This is a genomic window from Nostoc sp. (assembly GCF_036917615.1).
Taxonomy (GTDB): Bacteria; Cyanobacteriota; Cyanobacteriia; order Cyanobacteriales; family Nostocaceae; genus Nostoc.
This window is the reverse complement of sequence record NZ_JBALCZ010000052.1, coordinates 52,917-71,419: the sequence shown is the minus strand read 5'-3', so window position 1 is coordinate 71,419 and position 18,503 is coordinate 52,917. Positions and strand designations below refer to the sequence as shown.

Genomic DNA, 18,503 nt, shown 5'->3' with positions numbered 1-18,503 from the left:
TAAGTTAATATAAAAGGTGGGCATTACCCACCCTATATAATTTATCCTTTAACACAAAGAACTTGCTTAAGTGTTGCTACAACTTCAACTAAATCTGCTTGATTTTCCATTACTTGTTCTATCGGCTTATAAGCACCAGGAATTTCATCTAACACACCCTCATCTTTCCGGCATTCCACGCCATTTGTTTGCTCTATCAAATCATCAAGTGTGTAGACATTTTTTGCCTTATTTCTAGACATAAAACGTCCTGCACCGTGAGAACAAGAACAAAAGCTGTAGGCATTACCTTTACCCTTAACGATGAAAGACTTTGCCCCCATTGAACCAGGAATAATCCCATAATCTTCAGTCTGGGCGCGGACTGCACCTTTACGAGTAACGTATACATCCTCGTCAAAATGCGCTTCTTTTTCGGCGTAATTGTGATGACAATTAACCTGCAATAAAGGTTTAGTTGCCTTCCCACCGGCTAAATGCTTCTCAACTATGTGCTTAAAACGCGCCATCATCACATCACGGTTGACACGCGCATAGTTTTGTGACCATTGTAAATCGTGCCAATATGCCTGGAATTCTAGTGTACCAGCGACAAAATGAGCCAAATCTGGGTCAGGCAATTTATTACCAGCCATTTTTGCTAATTCTTTGGCTGTGTGAATATGACACTGGGCGAGTTTATTGCCGATGTTACGCGAACCAGAATGCAGCATCAGCCAAACTTGATTCTCTGTATCAAGGCACACTTCAATAAAGTGGTTTCCTCCACCGAGAGAACCCATCTGTTTCATCGCTTTACTTTGTAGGTCTTGCACCCCGCGATGCAAGTCTTTAAAATCATCCCAGTGTTGCCAGTTGATAACAGATTTTTCAACGTCTTTGTTTTCGTTGAATCCAGTAGGAATTGCTGCTTCAATATCCAGGCGAATTTTCTTCAGTTTCCCTTCCAGTTGTTCAGCGGTAAATGCTGTTTTGATAGCGCTCATTCCACAACCAATATCCACACCAACAGCAGCTGGGATAATTGCCTCTTTAGTTGCAATTACAGAACCCACTAAGGCACCTTTTCCTAAGTGAACATCTGGCATCAAGGCCACGTGCTTAAACACAAATGGTAGCGATGCCACATTCTTTGCCATCTTAGTTTCTTCTGGGCCTAAAGAATGATTTGCCCAAGATAATACGGGTGCTGGTGTGGTAATTTCTAATTTTTCGTAGGGCATAATTTATTCTATTTTGGATTTTAAATTTTAGATTTTGGATTGAGCACTGATAATTATCGCTATGCTTTATAAGCCTTTACCTAGTTAGTTGTAGCAATTTAAATGTTGTATTGTCTTTCATTTGGCTCGCTCAATTTTCGTGAAGCTGAAGAACTACTTTTAGGAGTAATATTATTATACTACAGTTGTAGCATAATAAGCTACAAACGTCAAGCCCATACCACAGACAGAAAGCAGGTGTTTCCCAGATGTATTAAAATTTGTAAAGAAAATAACTCTGCTTAAATAACTCCTTAAAGTTCTGACACAATATGGCAGTACGTCAAGATACAATCTGGGAACGTTTTTTATCCCCTGTAGTGCGTCTTTTGATTGATGAAGATGGATTACGGCGTTACGCTGATAGTATTGACTGGGAGAAAGAGTGCGATCGCTTTCGACGAGATGATGTCATAGTTCCCCCGTACTACAGCAACCAAAACTTTCACGGTATTGCTGGCGGATATCTCAATTACGGTGCAGCGGTTACTTACGATCCGATTACCCAATATGTTGTGCCACCGAATGAAACTATTGTCCGTCAGGCTTTAGTTGATGCCGTCAAGGTAAAACCACGACGCATACTTGACTTAGGCTGCGGCACAGGTTCCACTACTTTAATGTTAAAGCAGGCTTTCCCCCAAGCGGAAGTTATTGGTTTGGATTTATCACCCTATATGCTGGTAAGGGCAGAAGATAAAGCTAGAAATGCTGGCTTAGATATAGTCTGGCGACACGGGAATGCTGAAAAAACTGGTTTGAGTGACGCTGACTTTGACTTAGTGACAGCTTCTTTGCTATTCCACGAAACACCAGATGCGGTGTCCCTAGCAATTCTGCAGGAAAGCTTCCGATTGCTGGTAACTGGAGGGCAAGTATTAATTCTAGATGGGAATCAGAAGACTCTGCGTCAGTTAGAATGGCTTAATGATGTTTTTGAGGAGCCATATATTCGTGAGTATGCTGCTGGTAGCATGGAGGCGAATATGGGTGCAGCCGGATTTGAAGCTGTGCGATCGCAGGATGTATGGTGGATAAATCAGGTAACTAGCGGCGTTAAACCGCTGTCAACCAAAAATGTCCGCCAGTATAGTGCCACATCAATAGATAATAATGATTTGGAGAAGCTCGGATCTCCAGCGTTTGGCATAATAGCATGAGTTTAAAGGCAGTTCTCTTTGATTTTAATGGTGTGATCATTAACGATGAGCCAATCCACCTGCAACTGATAGATGAGATTCTCATGGAAGAAAATCTCCAACCCCAACGGGTTAATGAGCGTCAAGCTTCTTTAGGACGCAGCGATCGCGCTTGTTTTGGGCAATTACTCGCTAATCGTGGTAGAGTAAATGACGAAAACTATTTAACTCAGTTGCTGTACCGGAAAGCCCAAGCGTATGTGGTAGAACTAGAGAAAATAGAGAGACTGCCTTTATATCCAGGTGTAGAAGATTTGATATTTCAGGTGCGATCGCAGAATCTAAAACTAGGATTAGTCAGTGGCGCTTTTCGTAAAGAAATAGAATTGGTACTCCAGCGAGCGAAACTAGCCGAACATTTTAAAATTATCGTCGCGGGTGATGACATCACCACCAGTAAACCAGAACCTGATGGTTATCTACTGGCAGTGAAACACCTGAATCAAGAATATCCTCAATTGAATCTTCAACCACAGGAGTGTTTGGCAATTGAAGATACCCCAGCAGGTATAGCAGCAGCGAAGCGATCGCACATGCAAGTTGTTGGTGTAGCGAATACTTACCCATTCCATATGCTTCAGCGCTGCTGTAACTGGACTGTTGATTATCTCAGTGATTTGGAACTCGAACGCGTGCAGAAGGTTTATTCCCAAAAAGAGCCTCAGCCATCGGCAACTGAATGTTAGAATACTATATGGTGATACTGTGTTGAGTTAATAAGTAATATTACTCTTGACTTTACACTAATTAAGGGGAATTAGCTCAGTTGGTAGAGTGCTGCGATCGCACCGCAGAGGCCATCGGTTCAAATCCGTTATTCTCCATTTGTTTATAAACTGAAAGTTGCGCCATTTTTCGCCAACCAGTCTTTTCTATCCACGCAGTCAGGTAAGATTCGCTCTACCCTGTCCCAAAAATCTCTATTGTGGTTGGGTTGAACTAAGTGAACCATTTCATGCACTACTACATATTCAATCATAGGAGTAGGAAGCAAAGCAACCCGCCAGTGGAAATAAATATCACCTTTTGGATTACATGAACCCCAACGATTACCGAGTTCGCGCACTTGCATAGAAGTCGGTGCTTTGCCGATTCTGTTAATAAGAGATGCAATAATTGATTCTAAATGTTGTTGAATATGTCCGCGATACCACTGGATAAATAAATCTCGACCTTGCTGTTGATGTGATCGCAAAAGTTCAAAGCGTCCTTGGTAAAGTCTAAGAGGGTTGTCTGCGCTGTCTACTAATTTTAGGCGATAGCTGCGTCCTAAATAGTGGAAGCCTTCACCAGGTAAATAAGTTTTTTGTTCACTTGGCGGTTTGATAGCTTCTTTTTTCAGCAGTTTGCTGTAAATCCAAAAGCGGCGTTGTTCGATAATTTGTCCTAGTTTTTCTACAGGGACTTGAGGTGGTGTTGTGATGATTAGTTTACCGTCGCGTTCGATGGTAATTTCAACTGTGCGACGACGGGGACTTTCGCGCAGTTCAAAGGAAAGTTCTCCAACATTAATGGTTTTCATCGCCCTCGATTTGCATCGTGTCGTTCGGCTAATTGGGTGATTTGGTCTGCTAAACCATCCAGTTTACTATCTGGGAAGATATTTAAACCTTCTAATTTCAGCCAGATATTTTTGCAGAGGTTTTCCCTGGCTACCAAGTCGTTCCAGAAGCCGATTACATAACTTTGGTTGTAGATAAAGTCTACCAGTTCGGTGGTAAAGGTTTGGAGTTGGGTGGCAATTTCGGGTGTTGATGACTCCAGCGTATCGATGAGAGCATTGAAGAAAGGGCGAATTCGGGCTGATGGTTGATTTTCGCTGACTTCGGTTTGTTCGGCTCGAACTTTTTGCGCTAGGTTTAAAAATTCTGTAGCGATCGCATTCCAATCTGCACCCAAACGTTGTAAAATTTCTTCTAGTTTGTCGCTGAGATTGCGATAATAAACTGGGTCATCGTCTAGGTGGGTGCGGATATGGTAGCGGATAGCGTGTTCCATTTGGGCCGCACGAGTTTGGACGGAACGTCTTTGTTGTACCCGTTGCTCAAAGTCTAGGTCAAGGATATTTACTGGTGAGACTTTCAGGTTAATCCCCTGAGATTGGATGTGTTGGTCTATCAGCGCTTGAACTTTTTCTTTAGCGTCTTCTGGGCGTTCATCTCGAAAAATATCATCGACTAATTTCTTTAATTCTCCCAATTTTTTCGCATCCTTCAGGTAGCGCAAAGCTTGGGGACGAGGTAAAAAGGCATCCATTGCTTGCAGAAACTCCCGCAGAAGTTGATAAAATTCTGCACGCGATTGCTCGTCATGATTTAGGATATTTACACAAGCTTCTTTGTCATCGTCAATATTTAAATTGCGTTCTTGCCAAAAGTTCATTACCCGTTGATAGGCTTGGTGTAGTTTGGGTAGTTCTTCTTGGATATCAAACCAAGCACCATCAACATCTTCTTGGTCGTAGACACTCATCGCGGCGGCGATGTCGATACCGTAATAGTCTACAATTAAACCGTAGTCTTTACCTTCGGCGGTACGGTTGGTACGAGCGATCGCTTGTAATAAATCATGTTCTACTAAGCTGCGGTCTACATATAGCACTTGTTCTAAAGGTGCGTCGAAGCCCACAAGTAGTTTATTATTCACAATTAAAAAAGCTAAACCATCTTCATCTAAGTTTTTCCAAAAGCGGTTTTTGTAGATGGTGTGGTTATTTTCATCCGTCCATTGTTTCCAGGCTTGGGGGTCATTTTTACTGTTGGCGGAGATAATCGCTGCAAATTCTAAACGCTTGATGGTATCGAGGTAAAAATAAGCTTGTACCAGGGTGCGGTATTCGGCTGGTGCTGATTCTAATTTCAGACTTTGCAGAATAAGGGCTTTTGATTCTAAATCTTGAATCAGTTCGTCTTTGGCTGCGGTAAGATATTGCTGGTACAAAACGCAAGCTTCGCGATCGCTTGCTGCTACCTGAGCTTTAAATTTACCCTGCATGATCCGGGTGACATAGTGCCGTAAGATATGTTTAGCCTTGTCCTTCATCAGTTCTTTGGAGTTGAGGACGTTTTTCTTACCAACGTATTTGGATTTAATTGCTGCGCGTTCTTCTGCGGTATAGTCTTGAAATAGCACCTCAAAAAGTTGGTCTAGGGTGTTGGCTCCTTTGACTGCTCCCATTGTTTCCAGCCCTTCGTAGAAAATGGGAACGGTAACTTTATCTTTTTGGGAATCCCGGATACTGTAGATATCAATATAAGGATTTTCGTCATTAGCAAAGATGTCTTTTGTTTTCTTTTTCTTTGCTGAGATAATGGGAGTCCCTGTAAAACCAATTTTGGCGCAGTTGGGTAAAGCTTTGGAAAGGTAAGCGTGAAGGGTGTTGCTGTGGGAACGGTGAGCTTCGTCGATTAATAGTAAAATGTTTTCTGAGGGATTGAGAGCATTGTTTAACTCCTCAATATCAGCGTATTTTTCGATATTAAGACCCCTCTCCAAACCTCTCCCCGAAGCGGAGAGAGGCTTTAAATCTTGATTTTCATGCTCCTCCCTCTCCTCGTAGGAGAGGGAGGCTGGGTGGGAGAGGTCTTTGCGTTCATTAATTTTGTTGAATTTCTGAACCATTCCAAAAACAATACCCGGCCCTGTTTGTCGCAGTTTCTTCGCTAAGTCTTTGATGCTTGTTGCTACTTGCAGAGTTTGACCGGAAAGGGTTGCTGTTTGTTGAAGTTGTTCTTCTAAATCTGTGCGATCGGTAACGATGACAGCTTTAAACTGTTGAAGTTGGGGAATTGTCCGCAGTTTGCGGAGGATAAACACCATATCCAAGCTTTTACCAGAGCCTTGATAGTGCCAGATAATACCGCCGCGCTGGTCTTGGCTACCGTGTTGTGTTTTAGTTTTAGCGTGTAGCAAGCGGTCAACGGCTTTGGATACGCCACGAAATTGTTGATAGCGCGGGACTATTTTGATTCGACGGTTGTGTTTGGTTGTGAACAGAATGTAGTGGCGCAGGATGTCCAGCAGGTTGGCGGGGTGAAGCATTCCGGCGATGAGTTGCTGGCGGCGGTTAAGTTGGGATGGGTCAATTAAATCTTCTAACTTTTCGCCGCTTTTGACTGCTGTTATCTCGCCTTCCTGAGTAGGGGAATCAGGTAATAAGTAATTAGCTGCACTTGAGATTAATTCCTCATCGGGAAGGGTAGGGTTGGTGATGTCTAAAACCTGGGCGATTAAGTCGGAATCAAAAGGGCTGGTGTCTTTCCATTCCAGATAATGCTTGGGTTGACTCCCCACCGTACCCACAACAGCCCGCCCGGAGGTGCAGGAAATCATCAATTGGTTGTAGTGAAAAAGCCGCTCAATTCCTTCTGGTAGCGGGCTGTGGCGTTGGTTGGAGTATTTTAGCAAGTCTTGAATCCCAGATTTGAGCATATCTGCACCTGGGGCTTTGCATTCGATGACCACGAGGGGGATACCGTTGACAAACAAAATAATATCGGGGCGATAGTGACCATTGGGGCCTTTTACTCCCGGTGGGTCGATGCGGAATTGGCTGATGGCGAGAAAGTCGTTACGTTCGGGGTGGTCGAAGTCTATCAGGTTGATCGTAATTTGTTTACCTGTGAGTCCTTCGACTTTCACGCCTGTGAGGAGGAGTTTTGTCAGGGTTTCGTTTTTCTCCATCAGTTTACCGGGGCCGAGGTTTTGCAGTTGGCTGATGGCTTGGTTGATGCGGCGTTGGTCTAGCCAGGGTTGTCCGTTGTCGTCGAGGTTGATTTCTCTGAGTTGGCGCTGGAGTCGGGGAATTAGGAGAACTTCGTGGTAATCGTCCCGTTGTTCGGGGGTTGTGGCGAAGGGGTTTGCTTCGATATGTTCCCAGCCTAAACCGCCGGGAAGTTGTTGCATTTTTTGGAGTTGTTCTATTGTGGGTAATTCTGTATATGTATATTCAAGTCCCGTCATTTTGCGCCCCTGGAAATTCTACGTCTTCGTACAGCAGTGCGATCGGAAATTTAAACTCAATACAAATTAACTCAATTTCGTCGCTGTTGGTATAAGAAGTTAGTTCCCATTTACTGCGATCGTTGAGGCGAAAGATTTCTACGCCAATGCTTTCAGAATTAATTAGTACGTATTCCTGCAAGCTCTCTAAGCGGCGATATTGGGCAAATTTAGCACCTCGGTCGTAGGCTTCAGTTCCGGGAGAAAGAACTTCAACAATCAATTTAGGGAATTGAATGACTTGAATCGCTTGTCTATCTTGGGCGTTGCAGGTTACAAGTACATCAGGATAGAAGAAGGAACCTTTTTCTGTAATTCCCACTTTGGCTTCAGTTCCTAAAACCTTATGGGAAATTGTCCCTCCTGTCATGGCGTAAACTTCGCCATTTATATACTCGTGTTTAGTCTGCTGTGTCGCTTCCCATTCGAGATATTCGTCGGGGGTTAAGTGGTATTTATTGGGTGTTGCAATCATTGCCTTTTCTCCCAGTTTTTCTTGTATTTTATATTCTTCTTAGGTTTCTCCTTTTTTGGTTAAATTTTGACGCGCACCCGTCCGGTTAAGAGGTCTGACATTAAGCCTTTTTTTAAAAGTTTGAGTTTTTCTAATCGTGTTTCTTTACTACTAATTTGGCTATTAAATTTTATTAGGGATTTAGCTATGCGCTTTTGCTCTTTCATTGAGGGTAGTGGAAAAATCAGGCATTTAATTGCCCCTTGAAAAAGGTTAGGTTGAGCCGCTTGAAGTTGTTGCACTAAAATTTGCGATTGAACAATATTTGATTGTAAGGTTGCTTCAATAAAATTGGAAAAGCATTTATTAGTGTTCAGTTTAATTAATGCAGCACTACGAACAAGGACACATTTAAAGTTATACGGAACTTCGCAGACACGCCCTATTGTTCCAGAACAAGAAATTAAAATATCTCCTGGTTATGGATAACATCTGCGAATCATTCTTTCATACTCATACTCTGGAACAAAGTCAACATCTTTTAAGGCAAGCTTTCCATGTAAAATATTACGAGCGCTAAGAAGAAAAATACCTGAATCTGTTCGTTTAGGTGTATGGTGGTCTCCATCAGTAACGTCATTTGCAATATCAGCAACTTTGACATAATCCCAATCTTTCGGAATTATCCCCAATGCCGATCGCTTAAACAATTCAGGGTTGCATGTATAATCTCTCAGTTCGCCATATTCGTCAATACCGCGTGTGAGCAGGTCGTGCAGCAGTCCGGCTTTAACTTTTTTGAGTTTGGTGATGTGGGTGTCAGTGAGTGCGATCGCTTTATCAATTGTGTCGAGTATTTCAACAATCTTTTGTTGCTCTGCGGACGGAGGAATAGTTACATTTAATCTCCTCAGTTGCTCTTGATTGACATTAACGTTTGCACTTTTGGTTGCAATTTGAAAAACACGATTACGGAACAAATCACTCCGCATTAATTTGCATAAAAATCGAGAATTTACATTAGAGTCTAATAAACGAAATCTAATAATAAACCCACAAAAAATAATTGGTTCATCAGCACCTTCAAAAACAGTTGGATAACCTACACCCTCCAATTTGACTGATGAGCGATCAATTAGAATATCGCCCAACTCCAGATTATAGACTACTACTTCTGATTTACTAGCATTCATTCGGCCAAGTTTGTCCACGTTTAACCTTGATGGATAAACATCTAAGATATTGACGAATTTAGTACCAAAACCAAAATCTTGCTTACCCTTGTTGAGTCCATTCTGGAAAATACCTAGCTCACCAAGAGTTTTTATCTCCCATTCTTTTAGAATATAGTTGCAGTCTACTTTAAATTCTTTAGCTGTTAAAGATTCAGACATACCCCAACCCCTTCAACAACTCACTCAACCTTTGATTAACCTCCTCCTCTTCCTTCTCAATTTCCCCCAACGTCACCCGATACTTATCCCACCAATTCTCAACCGCAGCAATCACCATCTGACGGTGTTCGCTGACATATCTCTCCAACTGCATCAACAAATCCGCCTTAAACAAATCCAACACCAACCCCTGCGCTTTCTCCTCACTCAAACCTACACTTGCAGTTTCAAACTCTTTTACAAGCAACCCTTTCAACTCCCGCACAGACTTACGTGCTTCCTTCAACCTTTCCAAAATATCCTTATAAGGTTGCAACTGCACCTCAATCTCGGCAATTTCCTGCTCTTTTGGGATCACTGTTGATTGCAGATTAGCCAATTCTTCTTCTAAATCAGTCGGATCATTCCCCTGCTTTTTCTCATACTTAATCGACCCCTTCTTGCGGTCAGTTCCCAGCAATTCCTTCAGCCGTTTTTGACCATCCTTAATTGAATATTTCAATTCCTTCAGTTGTTCTTCTAATTGCTTGACAAAGTTAACAGCTTCCCCATCTTCCGACACTTCCCCTTCGTCCCCTTGTTCAAAGGCTTCCTTTTCCTGTTCCAACGTCGCAACTTCCGCCTCAGCATCTTCCAACTGTTGCAAATACTGCGGAACCAGCGCCGGGACAATTTTGTGACTCAAAGCGTCAAACTTATTACCAGATTGCTTACTTTCGGTATCTTCCAAAGCATCCCGAATTGTATCCACCCAAGAATCAATCAAACCTTTAAAACCCAAATTCGCTAAACGTTTCAAATCAGCAGAAACCTCATAAGCATCTTCCCACCAGCTAGCAATGACTCCCATAGTCTTAAACCTATCTAACAAACCAATGGGACGCACCGCCGCTTCAAAGGTCTGTAAAAATTCTGCCCGTAGCTTCATCAACTGCTTGTTTTTAGGCAAATCAATTAAACGCTGTTGATGTTGCTGCCACCAATTGAGAGTAACTTGCCGTAGTTTATCCTCTTGTTGTACAATCCCTGCATCAGTTTCAATGCGCTGCTTAATTTGGGCGCGTTCCGTTAACGTTGGCTGAAAATCTAAATATTCTTCCATATTTATTAATTCGTATCAGCTTGTTATATCATGTCTACTTGATTGCTATTTAACCCACGCCCAACCCCTTCCCTTAGAAAGGCTACGGTGTACACACAAGTTATCGAATTACCCCACCCTAACCCTCCCCTTGTGAAGGGGAGGGAACCGGATTTATTGTTTCCCCCCTTTATAAGGGGGGATTAAGGGGGGTGATATGACTTGTGTACACACAACTCCGAAAAACCTCATCACCAAAGATTTGGCGATCGCATTTGCTACTTTGGCGATCGCATTTGCTGCTTTGGCGATCGCATTTGCTGCTTTGGCGAACTCATTTGCTGCTTTTGCAAACTCATTTGTTGCTTTGGCGATCGCATTTGCTGCTTTGGCGAACTCATTTGCTGCTTTTGCGATCGCATTTGCTGCTTTGGCGAACTCATTTGCTGCTTTTGCGAACGCATTTGCTGCTTTGGCGAACTCATTTGCTGCTTTGGCGAACTCATTTGCTGCTTTTGCGATCGCATTTGTTACTTTTGCGAACGCATTTGTTACTTTGGCGATCGCATTTGTTACTTTGGCGATCGCATTTGTTACAGAATAACGGTTTACCCTACCCTTCGTTGCAACAAAGTCATTGGGTCAAAACCGTGACTGGTAAACAATTCTTGCTTTGCATCTACCTCAGACTTGGGTACACCACCCAAAAGATGCGATCGCACATCTTGAGGTTCTGGCGGTGGAGTATTATCAGCATAGCGGCGAATATTGCAGTTGTATTCGTAGTCAGCTAATTGTTGTTGAGTCACTACCGCCGCATAACCAGGAATCCCAGGATAATCGGCATTAGTGGTAAAATCTTCATAAGCCGAGACAATTTTTTCTATATGTTCAGGACGCAAAGAATTTTGAGCGCGTCCAGCCTGAAATTCAGCATCAGCGTTGATAAATAACACCTTACCTTGAGTCGCTTCCGGTTTTGCACCTCTGGGACGCATCACCAAAATACAGGCCGGAATCCCTGTCCCATAAAATAATTGTGGTGGTAAGCCAATCACCGCCTCTAAATTATCCTCTTCAATAAATAACTGGCGAATTTTCTTTTCTTCACCACCGCGAAACAGTACCCCGTGAGGCATTACTGTCGCCATAATTCCATCTTGCTTTAACACCGCCAGCATGTGCTGGGCAAACATCAAATCAGCTTTTCCACTCGTAGGGCAAAAAACACGGAATCGGTCTTTAAACTCCATATCATTATCTTTATTACCCCGGCTGTAGTTTTGCGAAAACGGTGGATTACTCAGTATTCGGTCATAATGCTTTAAATTCCCGCCCTCTTTAATCGGCACCATCAAGGTATCGTCGTTCTGAAGCACAGCATTGGGGATTCCATGCAGCAATAAATTCATCTTGCAGATAGCCCAAACTCCCCCGTTATTGTCTTGTCCGTAGAGTCTCAAATCGCGGGAATTTCCACCGTGTTCTTCTATGTGCTGCTTAGATAAAATTAACATTCCCCCCGAACCCACACAGGGGTCATAAACCTCCATCCTTTCTTGGGGGTTGACAATTCGCACCATTAACTTCACGACTCCACGGGGAGTATAAAATTCACCGCCCTTTTTACCAGCAGAGTCAGCAAAGAAATAAATTAAATACTCATACGCCGCACCCAATAAATCGGGAAATTCTAAATCTTCATTCCGTAGCGATCGCTTGTCAAAATGTTCTATCATTTGGCGTAATTGCAAATCGCTTAACGTACTCTTACCACCCACCTGCTTATTAAAATCAATATGCTCAAAAACATCGCGCAACACCGCTGGATTAGCATCAGCAAGTTTGTGTAGGGCAATATTAAGTTTGTTACCTATCTGTTGATGAAAGGTATTAACAATCGTAGTCCAACGAGATTCTATAGGTACAAATAACGTATAAGCTTCAGCATCAGTTGCAATGTAGCGGTTAGGATTTTCCGCCTTTTCCTTGGCGGCTTCCTCAGTCTCCCCTTTATCCATAAAATCTTTGACAATTTGCTGATAGCGCACATCAAATACATCAGCAGCCCGCTTCAAAAACAGCATTCCAAAGATAAATTCCTTATATTCAGAAGCGTCCATCTTCCCGCGCAAAATATCAGCCGCCGCAAAAAGGTGACGTTCCAGCTTCGGAAGGGTGAGTTTTGCCATAACAATATAATCCCCGGCTTTTGATTATCAAGAACTTAAGTAAGTGGGCGTGAATAATTAAAGGTTTGTAGTAAGCGGTTCCAGATCTTAAAATAGGACTGGAGCCGCTTACTACGAGCAAATTTAATTAATTTTAGATTGCGTAACATAGTTTGATTTATTCTGGTTAATTGAGATGGTAGCTGGATTTACGCCGTGCTGTCCTAGCTTGATATAAAAAAAGGAGCCTGACTCAGACTCCTTAATAAAAAACTACTAATAGAATTGTGACTACTTAACAGTCACCTTACCGCCAGCTTCTTCGATGCGCTTCTTAGCATCTTCAGCAGCATCCTTAGTAATACCTTCTTTAACTGCCTTGGGCGCAGCTTCCACCAAGTCTTTAGCTTCTTTCAGACCCAAACCGGTCAATTCGCGGACAATCTTCAGCACGGCAATCTTCTTATCAGCTGGGACTGATTCGAGAACCACTTCAAACTCGGTTTGTTCAACAACTTCCTCAGCAGGAGCAGCACCACCACCACCGGGCATCATCATCATCCCACCAACGGGTGCAGCAGCACTCACGCCAAAAGCTTCTTCAATTTGCTTGACTAACTCAGAAGCTTCCAGCAAAGAAAGGGTTTTTAGCTGTTCTAAAATTTGATCGGTTGCAGTAGACATTGATATAACTCCTGTAATTTTGATTATTTATTTAGCCATTTGTCATTGGTCTTTAACTATAGACTCTTGACTCTTGACTGATGAACCACGAAGTCTATTCAGCAGCGGTTTCGGTGCTGCTGTCTTCTACAGCAGCGGTTTCGGCGCTGCTATCTGGTACAGCAGCGGTTTCGGTACTGCTATCTGGTACAGTAGCGGTTTCGGCGCTGCTATCTTGTACAGCAGCGGTTTCGGTGCTACCACCACTTTGCTCTTGGTCGGCCACAGCCTGCAAAGCACGAGCCAGTGAACCAGGGACTTCGTTGATACCCACAGCAATCTTGGTAGCCAAAGCGTTGATAGCTCCAGCAATTTGGGCTATGAGTTGTTCCTTAGATGGCAAGTCTCCCAGTACCTTGACATCCGGTTCTTTTAGTAGGCGACCTTCCAGTACACCACCGCGAAGTTCTGTTTTCTTAGTAACTTTTTGGAATTCTTGGTATGCCTTAATTGCCGATGAAAAATCTTCTTTTACCAGCAAAAAGGCGGAAGCACCATTAAGCAATTCCGACAGAGGTTGCCATTTTTCATCATCTTTAATGGCAATGCCCATCAGGGTATTCTTCGTCACCTTACAAACGGTGCCACTGGGACGCAGCCGCCGCCGTAAGTCTGTGATTTCAGAAACTGTTAGCCCCTGATAGTCAATTACCAGTGCCAGAGTTGACTCACTCAAAGTTTCTTTGAGGTCAGCTACTATTTCTTTTTTATTTTCTATTGTTCTACCCATTCCAGTCTCACCTCCTTAAAACAACCGGCGATTGCCCTAGTTGTGCGTTTTTTCTAAACCTGAACCCAAACAACAAACCCCAGCTAATATAGCCGGGGTTGAGTATTAAGACTCCTGATGCCATAAGTTATCACACCTTTACGGGTGGTAATTTTGACAATTAGAGTTTTAACCTCGGCAGGATATTAAGCTATTAGCACCTGCTGTCTCCGGCTTTGCCTATTCAATTTAAAGTTAGGAGTTAGTAGCAAGTAGTTAGGAGTGAGTAGTTAGGAGTTAGGAATAAAACTCATAACTCATAACTCTTAACTCTTATTAACCTGCTTCGCTCAGTTTCAAATCTCGTAGGGCGCTGATATCAAGTTTAATTGATGGCCCCATAGTGGCTGCCACATAAAATGTGCGCCAATAACGACCTTTAGCTCCTGAAGGACGGTTACGGTCAATCGTCTCCTGCAATGCCTTCAGGTTGACTAACAAATCTTCAGGCGAGAAGGTTGCCTTACCAAACATAACATGGACAATACCAGTTCGATCAGCTCGGAACTCTAATTTACCAGCTTTGAATTCGGCGATCGCACTTGCTAAATCAAATGTCACGGTTCCACCCTTGGGCGATGGCATTAAACCACGTGGCCCAAGCAACTTACCCAGCCTTGCCACCTGTGGCATCACATCGGGTGTGGCAATCAGCTTGTCAAAATCCATCCTACCTTTCTGGATTTCGTCAATCAGTTCTTCTGAACCTACTATATCAGCACCAGCATTGCTTGCTTCGTTTACCTTTTCGCCTCTGGCAATCACCGCCACTCGGACGATTTGTCCTGTACCTTTGGGCAATGCTACCGTTGTCCGCAACTGTTGGTCTGTATACTTGGGGTCAATTCCCAGGCGGATATGCGCTTCAGCAGCTTCGGCAAATTTAGCTGTTGCTGTATCTTTGAGAAGGGCTAAAGCCTCTAGGGGTTGATAGTCCTTATCTTCTATTTTTGCTTGCAGCGTCTGCAAACGACGCGATATTTTTACCATTTTTTTCTCCTGGGGTAATTCCGAAGTTTCGCTTCTCCCCCAATAAGTTTTACTTAATTGTCCTTGATCATTTGCCAGTTGTATTTTGTCTTATACTAATGACCAATGACTAATGACTAATGACTAATCCGTGATTGTTACGCCCATATTCTTAGCCGTTCCTGCCACAATCTTCATTGCCGCGTCTATGTCGTTAGCATTAAGATCGGGGAGTTTCGTTTGGGCTATTTCTTGCAATTGCGCTTTAGTAATTGACCCAACCTTCTTTTTGTTAGGTTCATTCGAGCCTGTTTCAATTTTCGCCGCCTTCCGAATCAGCACTGACGCTGGTGGCGTCTTGAGCACAAATGTAAAACTCCGGTCTTCAAAAACCGAAATTTCAACAGGTATCACCATTCCAGCTTGGTCTGCTGTTTTGGCATTGTACTCTTTGCAGAACATCATGATGTTGACGCCATGTTGACCCAAGGCGGGACCCACTGGCGGTGCTGGGTTGGCTTTTCCAGCATTCAGGGCCAGTTTAATGACCGCCACTATTTTCTTCGCCATTTGTATTTAGCTTTGTTTCTCTACCTGATTAAATTCCAATTCTACTGGTGTATCCCTGCCAAAAATTGAGAGCAAGGCTTTGAGCTTACTCCGCTCTGGAGAGACTTCAATCACCTCGCCTTCAAAGTCTTTAAATGGACCAGAAAGCACCATTATCTTATCACCAGTAGCCATGTCAATTTTGAGAACCGGCTCTTGTTCGCTGGTTTGTTTGAATATACGTTCGACTTCTGAAGAACTCAGTGGTATCGGGTTGACATGACCGCGACCCTTGCTACTACCACGTTTTTGTTCTGAACCGACAAAATTAATTACATGGGAGGTGTTTCGTACCACCTGCCAGGTATCATCATCCATCTTCATCCGCACCAGCACATAGCCAGGGAAAACTTTTTCTTCTGTATGCTGGCGACTGCCATCTTTGCGGATTTTCACCGCTGGCGTCTGCGGAATTTCTACCTGGACAATTTTGTCAGCTACATCAAAAGTTTGAATGCGTTGCTCTAAGTTAGTTTTTACACGTTTTTCACAGCCTGAGGCTACTTGCACTGCATACCAGCGTGCTTCTTTTGACGCTGCTTCTGCTGTTTCTGCTGTTTCCTCTGACTGCAAGGTGGAGTTGCGGGGTTCGTCTGTTGCAAAAGTCATCAGAACACCTGTTTTGCTGCCCAACCAAACAATCCATCGACCAAGTATATCAAAGATGCGGAGAGTGCCACCATTAACAACACAGCGGCGGATTCGCTCACTATCTGCTTCCGACTCGGCCAGACTACTTTCTCAAGTTCTTCTCTGATTCCCTGTATGAAGTTGCCAGGGCTAAACCCATTTGTGGTTTCTGGCAATTCTGCTTCACTTTTTTTGGCCACGACCGTTTATCCCCCCTTTATCACTCAATTTTGGATTTTGGATTTTGGATTTTGGATTTTAGATTTACCCATGCCTTAAGGCAAAGGCGCTTGATTTTAGATTTTGGGTTGTTGATTTTAGATTTCTTCTTAATCTAAAATCTCAAATCGGCAGATTTTGTCTTTTTAATCCAAAATCTCAAATCTAAAATCTAAAATTCGATCATCCCAGTTTGCAGCTTCGACTCTGTTTCACTTACTGTCAGCAAAACAACTGCAAATACAATAATTTTACCCGAAATTATTAGCGCTAACTGCTATGTTAGCAGCTGCGTAATTATTTCGGGCTTTATTTTTTGCTCTTGAGCGCGCCCTGGAGGACTTGAACCCCCGACATCAGGTTTTGGAGACCTGCGTTCTACCAACTGAACTAAGAGCGCACAAGCTGTTTTTGATTCAGTCATTGCGCTGAACTAAATTTCAGTTTAACGCAATATGCGATTTATATCATACCTCAATTTTGCCCTTGGGAACAAGTCAGCGGCAGATGCCGCTTGAGGCTTGAGATTTCTCCCATACTTTTGCAGGACGAATCACAAAGGGCGGTCAAACCGTTGCTTAATCCGGGTTGCCTTACCTACGCGATCGCGGAGATAATACAGTTTAGCACGGCGTACTTTACCGCGACGTAATACCTTGATGCTGTCAATCCGGGGAGAATGCAATAGAAACACACGCTCGACGCCCACACCTTGAAAAACCTTACGGACTGTAATAGTTTCGTTGATGCCGCCATTGCGCTTGGCAATCACTACTCCCTCGTAGGGTTGTACGCGGTATTTTTCGCCTTCCTTGATTTTTACTCCGACTTTTACTGTGTCGCCCACATAAATGTCGGGCACATTTGATTTTATCTGTTCCGCTTCAATCGAGCGGATAATTTCTTGAGCGTTCATAGTCTTTCTGTCTGCTTAAAAAAACTCACAATCATCAATCATAAATCGATAATCCTATTTCAGTCTACTTGTTGGGATTGATAATTTTACTGATACAACAGCCTAGATATCAAAGCTATATTGCAGAATGCTGTACCACAGGTGTAAATTTATGAAATTTAGCGTCGTCATCAGTACCTATAATCGCGTGAACTTGCTGCAAAGAGCAATTGACTCGGCTCGTAACCAAACAATCGAGTGCGAGGTGGTTATTGCCGACGACTGTTCATCTGATGACACCCAAACCTATGTCAATAGCTTAGGGGACAAAGTTGTTTACTATCGTAACGAAGTTAACCAAGGTCATGCAGCAACGGTAAATGCTGGAGTTGCCAAAGCTAGCGGCGACTGGATAAAGTTTTTAGATGATGACGACTATTTAGCGCCCAACTGCATAGAAGAGATGGCGAAGGCGATCGCACTTCGTCCTGATGCTGTAATCTGCTCTTGTGTGGCGGCTCAGGTGGATGGCAATGAAGTTGAACTCAGTCGCACCCCCCAAGTCGGCCCCGGATTAGCTTTTTATGTCCCCCAAGCCGATATTCACTACGGTATGCTCTTAGAGGTTGTACCCTTTGGCACACCTGTACAAGTAGCTTGCCGACGCGATGCTTTCCTGCAAACTGGTGGTTGGGATTCCACACTCGATGCTAACTGTGATGACATCGATTCCTGGATTCGGATTGCTCAGTTTGGTGATGCTATTTTCTTCAATCAGTGTCTTGCTTACCGGACTATCTGGCCTGGTGCGTATAATCAAAAGTTTTCTTTGTCTCGGCGGTTGGCTACAAATATTTTGATGAAGGAAAAAATTTACGCCTTGGTAAATGACCAACATCGCTCAAAGATTCCCGTCTTTCAGGATATAAAAAATTACCTGAAACTCCATTGGATTTTAGTAGCACTGAAGCAAAAAAATCTCAAGAGTTTTCTTTCAATGATCGATCCGTCTGTACTTTCTCCTCAGTCTTGGAAATTTTTGCTAACTGCTGCCTCATCACGCCGCTCTCAGGGAAACAATTCTCAGATTCGCAAACTTGTGTTGATTGAGTCGTAATTATGATGTC

General features: G+C 43.3%; 18 protein-coding genes, 2 tRNA genes, 1 pseudogene and 1 other annotated feature. Of the genes and pseudogenes, 5 read left to right on the top strand and 16 right to left on the bottom strand.

Annotation, left to right across the window (positions count from 1 at the left end):
- Window positions 1-41 precede the first annotated feature (41 nt).
- Window positions 42-1,223, bottom strand: a complete 1,182-nt coding sequence (locus tag V7K85_RS17545) for an RtcB family protein (RefSeq protein ID WP_334814954.1) — start codon at window positions 1,221-1,223, stop codon at window positions 42-44.
- A 311-nt stretch (window positions 1,224-1,534) separates the two neighbouring features.
- On the opposite strand from V7K85_RS17545, the gene V7K85_RS17540 reads away from it, so the two are divergent.
- The 3 genes from V7K85_RS17540 to V7K85_RS17530 all read left to right on the top strand — a co-directional run bounded on the left by V7K85_RS17540 (window position 1,535) and on the right by V7K85_RS17530 (window position 3,285).
- The gene (locus tag V7K85_RS17540) at window positions 1,535-2,422 is read left to right on the top strand and encodes a class I SAM-dependent methyltransferase (RefSeq protein WP_334814952.1); all 888 of its coding nucleotides are present in this window, start codon (window positions 1,535-1,537) and stop codon (window positions 2,420-2,422) included.
- On the top strand, window positions 2,419-3,147 hold the full coding sequence (locus tag V7K85_RS17535) for an HAD family hydrolase (protein ID WP_334814950.1): 729 nt from the start codon (window positions 2,419-2,421) through the stop codon (window positions 3,145-3,147). The genes V7K85_RS17540 and V7K85_RS17535 overlap by 4 nt, the downstream gene beginning before the upstream one ends.
- 65 nt (window positions 3,148-3,212) lie before the next feature.
- Window positions 3,213-3,285, top strand: a tRNA-Ala gene (locus V7K85_RS17530).
- Window positions 3,286-3,290: 5 nt separating this feature from the next.
- On the opposite strand, the gene V7K85_RS17525 is transcribed toward V7K85_RS17530, so the two are convergent.
- From V7K85_RS17525 to V7K85_RS17500, 6 genes are read right to left on the bottom strand one after another with little or no spacing between them, the layout of a single operon-like run.
- Window positions 3,291-3,983 carry a M48 family metallopeptidase gene (locus tag V7K85_RS17525; RefSeq protein WP_334814948.1) on the bottom strand — a complete coding sequence of 231 codons (693 nt, stop codon included), beginning with the start codon at window positions 3,981-3,983 and terminating at the stop codon, window positions 3,291-3,293.
- Window positions 3,980-7,423 carry a type I restriction endonuclease subunit R gene (locus V7K85_RS17520; RefSeq protein WP_334814946.1) on the bottom strand — a complete coding sequence of 1,148 codons (3,444 nt, stop codon included), beginning with the start codon at window positions 7,421-7,423 and terminating at the stop codon, window positions 3,980-3,982. The genes V7K85_RS17525 and V7K85_RS17520 overlap by 4 nt, the downstream gene beginning before the upstream one ends.
- On the bottom strand, window positions 7,410-7,937 hold the full coding sequence (locus V7K85_RS17515; RefSeq protein ID WP_334814944.1) for a Uma2 family endonuclease: 528 nt from the start codon (window positions 7,935-7,937) through the stop codon (window positions 7,410-7,412). The genes V7K85_RS17520 and V7K85_RS17515 overlap by 14 nt, the downstream gene beginning before the upstream one ends.
- A gap of 59 nt (window positions 7,938-7,996) precedes the next feature.
- The gene (locus V7K85_RS17510) at window positions 7,997-8,380 is read right to left on the bottom strand and encodes a restriction endonuclease subunit S (RefSeq protein WP_334814988.1); all 384 of its coding nucleotides are present in this window, start codon (window positions 8,378-8,380) and stop codon (window positions 7,997-7,999) included.
- Window positions 8,381-8,395: 15 nt separating this feature from the next.
- Window positions 8,396-9,310 (bottom strand): restriction endonuclease subunit S, encoded by a 915-nt coding sequence (locus tag V7K85_RS17505; RefSeq protein ID WP_334814942.1) that lies wholly within the window; start codon window positions 9,308-9,310, stop codon window positions 8,396-8,398.
- Window positions 9,303-10,412, bottom strand: a complete 1,110-nt coding sequence (locus V7K85_RS17500) for a hypothetical protein (protein WP_334814940.1) — start codon at window positions 10,410-10,412, stop codon at window positions 9,303-9,305. Before V7K85_RS17500 ends, V7K85_RS17505 begins: the two co-directional genes overlap by 8 nt.
- A gap of 196 nt (window positions 10,413-10,608) precedes the next feature.
- Between V7K85_RS17500 and V7K85_RS17495 the strand changes: the two genes are divergently transcribed.
- Window positions 10,609-10,995, top strand: a complete 387-nt coding sequence (locus V7K85_RS17495) for a hypothetical protein (RefSeq protein WP_334814938.1) — start codon at window positions 10,609-10,611, stop codon at window positions 10,993-10,995.
- A gap of 4 nt (window positions 10,996-10,999) precedes the next feature.
- Here the strand turns inward: V7K85_RS17495 and V7K85_RS17490 are convergent, their stop codons facing one another.
- From V7K85_RS17490 to rplS, 9 genes and pseudogenes are all read right to left on the bottom strand, one after another.
- On the bottom strand, window positions 11,000-12,583 hold the full coding sequence (locus V7K85_RS17490) for a type I restriction-modification system subunit M (RefSeq protein ID WP_334814936.1): 1,584 nt from the start codon (window positions 12,581-12,583) through the stop codon (window positions 11,000-11,002).
- A gap of 270 nt (window positions 12,584-12,853) precedes the next feature.
- Window positions 12,854-13,246, bottom strand: coding sequence for a 50S ribosomal protein L7/L12 (gene rplL, locus V7K85_RS17485; protein ID WP_334814934.1), 393 nt, complete (start codon window positions 13,244-13,246; stop codon window positions 12,854-12,856).
- A gap of 241 nt (window positions 13,247-13,487) precedes the next feature.
- Window positions 13,488-14,015: pseudogene (gene rplJ, locus V7K85_RS17480) on the bottom strand (50S ribosomal protein L10); the annotation flags it as partial.
- Window positions 14,016-14,077: 62 nt separating this feature from the next.
- Window positions 14,078-14,246: a sequence feature (ribosomal protein L10 leader region), on the bottom strand.
- A gap of 84 nt (window positions 14,247-14,330) precedes the next feature.
- Window positions 14,331-15,044 (bottom strand): 50S ribosomal protein L1, encoded by a 714-nt coding sequence (gene rplA, locus V7K85_RS17475; RefSeq protein WP_334814932.1) that lies wholly within the window; start codon window positions 15,042-15,044, stop codon window positions 14,331-14,333.
- 123 nt (window positions 15,045-15,167) lie between these two features.
- Window positions 15,168-15,593, bottom strand: coding sequence for a 50S ribosomal protein L11 (gene rplK, locus V7K85_RS17470; protein ID WP_334814930.1), 426 nt, complete (start codon window positions 15,591-15,593; stop codon window positions 15,168-15,170).
- A gap of 6 nt (window positions 15,594-15,599) precedes the next feature.
- Window positions 15,600-16,241 (bottom strand): transcription termination/antitermination protein NusG, encoded by a 642-nt coding sequence (gene nusG / locus V7K85_RS17465; RefSeq protein ID WP_334814928.1) that lies wholly within the window; start codon window positions 16,239-16,241, stop codon window positions 15,600-15,602.
- A complete protein-coding gene (secE, locus tag V7K85_RS17460) occupies window positions 16,241-16,462 on the bottom strand; it encodes a preprotein translocase subunit SecE (RefSeq protein WP_334688948.1) in 222 nt (73 codons plus the stop codon). The genes nusG and secE overlap by 1 nt, the downstream gene beginning before the upstream one ends.
- 346 nt (window positions 16,463-16,808) lie before the next feature.
- A tRNA-Trp gene (locus V7K85_RS17455) sits at window positions 16,809-16,881 on the bottom strand.
- A 153-nt stretch (window positions 16,882-17,034) separates the two neighbouring features.
- Window positions 17,035-17,397, bottom strand: a complete 363-nt coding sequence (gene rplS / locus V7K85_RS17450) for a 50S ribosomal protein L19 (protein ID WP_322671078.1) — start codon at window positions 17,395-17,397, stop codon at window positions 17,035-17,037.
- Window positions 17,398-17,548: 151 nt separating this feature from the next.
- Here rplS and V7K85_RS17445 point away from each other — a divergent pair, with 151 nt between their 5' ends.
- The gene (locus tag V7K85_RS17445) at window positions 17,549-18,493 is read left to right on the top strand and encodes a glycosyltransferase family 2 protein (RefSeq protein ID WP_334814924.1); all 945 of its coding nucleotides are present in this window, start codon (window positions 17,549-17,551) and stop codon (window positions 18,491-18,493) included.
- The last annotated feature ends 10 nt before the right edge of the window (window positions 18,494-18,503 follow it).